This is a genomic window from Endozoicomonas sp. ONNA1 (assembly GCF_024606325.1).
Taxonomy (GTDB): domain Bacteria; phylum Pseudomonadota; class Gammaproteobacteria; order Pseudomonadales; family Endozoicomonadaceae; genus Endozoicomonas_A.
This window is the reverse complement of record NZ_JAHHPN010000156.1, coordinates 1-4740: the sequence shown is the minus strand read 5'-3', so window position 1 is coordinate 4740 and position 4740 is coordinate 1. Positions and strand designations below refer to the sequence as shown.

Sequence of the window (4740 nt, the reverse complement as noted above, 5' to 3'; positions counted from 1 at the left end):
CAATCTCAATGGTGCCACGCAGCATATCTTCTACTTTACTAATCCCTTCAGAAGGCACCTTCATGCGAACAACATAAGGCTCACCTGCTGCCATTTTGCTCCGCACTTCTTCTTCCGAAAGATGCAGACAGTGGCCATCATAACCTGAGCCCTGCCTGGTTTCGGCTTGCTCTGCTCTGAGTGCATCCAGACGCTCAGCAGAACAGAAACAACGGAAAGCATGCCCCTTATCAAGCAACGTTTGCGCATGCTGGTCGTAAATTTCACGCCTTTCACTCTGACGATAAGGGCCGTATGCACCGCCCACATCAGGCCCTTCATCCCAGTTCAGGCCCAGCCAGCGCAGGGAGTCCAGAATCTGCTGTTCAGATTCAGCCGTGCTTCGCACCTGATCAGTATCTTCTATACGAAGCAGAAACTGCCCCCCCTGACTCTTGGCAAAAGCCATATTAAACAGGGCAATATAGGCTGTTCCCACATGGGGATCGCCGGTCGGCGAGGGAGCTACGCGAGTACGAACAGTCATGATCTATTAACGAGTCCAGTTTAAGTGGGCGCTAGTTTACACTCAGCAGGACCCCATCGACAATGAATCAACGACTACCCACAATTTCTCTTGAGATATAACAGATGGGGGTCACCCCCCAAGCTTTCGCATGGCATCTCTCACAACATTGTAGTGTTGATTGACACCCAGCTTGCTCATCAGCCAGTTGACTGTGGTGCCCTGAATCAGGAGAGAGAACAAAATCACAGCCAGAGTCATATCCATAATCAGCTTTTTTTCAGGAATACTGTCAGGAATCGACAGCATCAGCGCGACGGGCACAACGCCTCTCAGCCCACCCCAAAACATAATGGCTTTGGTTTTGTTATCCACCGGACGCCCCACTGGCAGGCGGTTTGATATCGGCAGGAGCAGATAGACGACGACCAGACGACCAATCAGAACGGCAGCAACGGCGAGCAGAAGGTAGGGATAGTAGACCTGTAAGTGATTGAGATTTCTGAAAAGTAGGTTTTCTTTCATCCCCAGCAGCAGGAAAATCAAGCTGTTGGCTATGAAAGCCATGAATTCCCAATAGGGCGTAATAAAACTGCGGACCTGTTCAGACAACACTTTTCCTGAACTTGTTCGAGTGACAATACCTGCAGCAATCGTTGACATGACACCGGACACTCCCAGCACATGATCAGCAATAATAAAACTGCTGTAAGCCAGAATAGTGGTATGAGCAATCTGCACAAAAGGCTCGTTTCTGCCCAGCCTCAACAGCCCATGCATAGCGATACCCATGACCGTACCAACCACTATTCCGCCAAAAAAGACCTCTATAAATGACCAGACGCCACCCAAAACAACGCCGACGCCAACGCCGACGCCGGCCTGAATAACTGCAAGAACAATCCCGAAAATAACAATAGCGGTGGCATCATTAAACAGACTTTCGGCATCCATCAGCATGGACATCCTGGCCGGCGCTCCTACCTCCTTGAACAGGGCAATAACAGCCACGGGGTCCGTTGCTGAAATCAGAGCTCCAAACAACATGGCTCCAGCCAGACTGAGTGGAGTCAGCAAATTCATGACAACCCCAATCACAAGCATGGAAAGGATTACACCAAATATGGCGAGATTAAGAACTGAAGTCATTTCACGAAACAGATGTGGGGGCTTTATATTGATAGCCGCATCAAATATCAGCACCGGAAGCAGGATATACATGATCAAGTCATGGGACAGATCAACCTTCAGCAATGGCTCCAATGCATCGGTGTATTGCGCCAGAATCCCCAGAACCATGCCGATCACTACCAAGCCAATGGTATAAGGAAACCTCAATTTTTTTAATAATATGGACGAGCTGGTAGCAAGAAGCAGCAGGCCAGCCAGTATCAGGACCTGTGTAGCAAGGCCGGTTTCGTGCATATCTAAACCTCTGGAAAAGATTCAATGAGACATATCAGGATTATGTCGGGCTGGGTAGACCTGGAAGACCAATGGCTTCCGGGGGTAACGAGAGAAAAATAGCAGCCCGCAGAAGAATATACAGCTCAACCAGAAGAAAGGTACAGAGCTTACCCCAGCCATAAACTCTATGGGTTATAAGAATTTTCATTAAAGGCCATAAATAAATCTTATCTCGCGCTTTTATTTTAATATGGCATGTTTAGAAGATATAAACCCAATAGCAATTAAAGGTGTTCCAACCTATGACGGAGTTAATGACCCTGCCGATATAGTGTAGTGGATGTTAAAGATTCAGTCTTTTGCTCAAGCAGTATAAAATACCGCCGTTCTCATAATCAGAACTTCATCATGCACATCACTCTCAAACAGCTCAAGACATTTCGGGCTGTAGCAAGTCTCGGACAGGTGCGCCTGGCTGCCCAACAGCTTAACCTTTCTCAGCCCGCTACCAGTATGGCCATTGCCGAGCTGGAGAATCAACTGGGCTGCCAGTTGTTTGACCGAACAGGCAACAAACTCCTGATTAATCATCAGGGCGAGCTGCTGATACCTCTGGCTTCTGAGATGTTGGATCGAACGTCTGAAATAGAAAGCCTGTTCAGAGATCTGCAGAACACCGAATCGGGCCATCTTCGAATCGGTGCCAGTACCACTATTGGCAACTATCTTTTACCCGATATCCTGGCCCGGGTCAGCGCCGACTTCCCCAAGATCAGTTTTAACATGGATATCCGTAATACTGAGAACATCATCAATCGTGTCACCAGTTTTGACTTGGACATCGGGTGTGTTGAAGGCCCTTGCCAACATGAAGATATTGACGTCATCCCCTGGAAGGAAGATGAACTGCTGGTCATCTGTAGTCCCGACCACTCTCTTGCCAAATGTGGTGAAATTTCGGTAGGAGAACTGAATCACCAAAACTGGATTCTCAGGGAGTCAGGCTCCGGAACCCGTAATATTTTTGATCAGCAGCTGGGTCAAAAGCTGAGCAACCTGAGTATCAAGATGGAGCTGAATCAGACTGAAGCCATCAAAAAACTGGTGCAATCCGGACAGGGCATCAGCTGTCTGTCCCGACTTTGTGTTAGCCACGAACTGGAGCTGGGCGAGCTGATTCCAGTCAAGATCTGCGGAATCACGATGAAAAGAATCCTTTCCCTGCTGCTTCATAAAAAAAAGTATCAGAGCCACATCATTCAACTGATACTGAAAGCTCTGGGCTGGCAGAAACCGAAATATTGACTACTTTAAGTGAGCTGATGATGAACAGAATACGGGAAAAATACCTTGCAGCTCACACCAAAGCATTCACGTTCACAACAGGTTTTTGTCGGCAAGACAGTCCGGAATATTGCCTTACTGATTCTGGCATTCTGGCTGGTGAAAGGTAACGCCTCCGAGTCTGAAGAGGCCGGACCTGGACCGAAAATAAGCAATGCAGCGCTGGAAAAGCTGGATGTCAATGAACTGAAAATGACTATGCTTACGGACATCTCCAGCACAATAATCAGCGATGGAGAGCTTGCCGCCAGCACCAAAACCAATATCGCAAGCCTGATCATTAGCCCCCTTATGCACTCACCTGAAGTTCAGGTTGCCGGCAGTGATGGGTTCACACGCCCGGTGGCTGTCAGCTTTCAGAAAACCTTTGAGCAGAGCCTGATGAACATGCTTGATGAAGGGCTCATCAGTCATGCCATAGCGATTATCCATACCCGTAAGCCGACCACCCCTCTATGCAACCCTGTGGGCAAAGCCCTGAGACAAACCATGTCAGCCTCCATGCAGGATGACCCACACCGGGTTAAAACCATTCAGGACAGAACTTTCACCCTGCGCAGAATGGCGCAGAAAGGTTCTCCTGTGGAACTTTATGTGGCATATATTAAAGGTGGCCTGAATAAACGCTCGCCGGAAGAGCAACAGATTTATAACAAAGAGGTCAATAACACTGCCAATTCCAGTCTCCATGATAAAGAGATGACCTGCACAGAAATGCCCGATGAAATAGTAGGTGCCTCTTACTTGCTGACCACTAAACGAGGAAACACGCTCTACTTTGGCACTAATGGCACTCAGGCTGCCGATGCAACTGGCAATACCCTTTGGAAATTCTGGTTCGGAAACTTGAAAGATGCTTCCGTCGAAAAGCGTTATAAAGAGGTGTTCAAGTACCTCAAAGAAGGTGGTCTGGATATTCCTCTTAAGTAATTGTACCGAAATAGGCTAATTACCCCCCTTCACCACGATGACAAAGTCTCGGCAGGTGATTAGAATTCGCTGACTACAATCAGTCAACCTCCCCAGGTAACTTAAGTATTATGCATAAAGTCATTGAGACCCCGGATGCACCACCTGCCATTGGCCCATATTCCCAGGGGATTCAATTTGGCAATCTGATTTTCACCTCCGGTCAGCTGCCCATTGAGCCTGAAACTGGAGACGTGTCTGAAGACACCAAAGAACAGGCTCATCAGTGCCTGAAAAACCTTAAGTCTGTTCTGGAAGCGGCAGGCAGCAGCCTGAACAAAGTCAAGAAAGCGACGGTGTTTGTAAAAGACATGAACGACTTCACTGACATCAATGAAGTTTACAAGCAGTACTTTACATTCCCTTTCCCTGCCCGCAGCTTGGTAGAGGTGGCTCGCCTACCTAAAGATGTGAAAGTAGAAATTGAAGTGGTTGCTGCCGCCGAGTAACCAGTTTCGTTAGCTAGCAGCCTGTCGGACTTAAGGCTGTCCTACTGCGGTTGCAATAAATTGGTC

The 4740-nt window shown here is 48.0% G+C and carries 5 protein-coding genes; 3 read left to right on the top strand and 2 right to left on the bottom strand.

Features of this window, described 5'->3' with window-relative positions; translation table 11 throughout:
• Nucleotides 1-526 (bottom strand): glutamate--tRNA ligase (locus KDK19_RS03635; RefSeq protein ID WP_257291352.1); only part of this gene is annotated, 526 nt, incomplete at its 3' end.
• Nucleotides 527-637: 111 nt separating this feature from the next.
• Nucleotides 638-1930: a sodium:proton antiporter gene (locus KDK19_RS03630; RefSeq protein WP_257280523.1), complete on the bottom strand. Its 1293-nt coding sequence runs from the start codon at nucleotides 1928-1930 to the stop codon at nucleotides 638-640.
• 390 nt (nucleotides 1931-2320) lie between these two features.
• Between KDK19_RS03630 and KDK19_RS03625 the strand changes: the two genes are divergently transcribed.
• From KDK19_RS03625 to KDK19_RS03615, 3 genes are all read left to right on the top strand, one after another.
• Entirely contained in the window at nucleotides 2321-3217 is an 897-nt protein-coding gene (locus tag KDK19_RS03625) for a LysR family transcriptional regulator (protein WP_257280522.1), read from the top strand.
• Between the two features lie 45 nt (nucleotides 3218-3262).
• On the top strand, nucleotides 3263-4186 hold the full coding sequence (locus tag KDK19_RS03620) for a hypothetical protein (protein WP_257291351.1): 924 nt from the start codon (nucleotides 3263-3265) through the stop codon (nucleotides 4184-4186).
• A gap of 110 nt (nucleotides 4187-4296) precedes the next feature.
• Nucleotides 4297-4674: a RidA family protein gene (locus KDK19_RS03615; protein WP_257280520.1), complete on the top strand. Its 378-nt coding sequence runs from the start codon at nucleotides 4297-4299 to the stop codon at nucleotides 4672-4674.
• The last annotated feature ends 66 nt before the right edge of the window (nucleotides 4675-4740 follow it).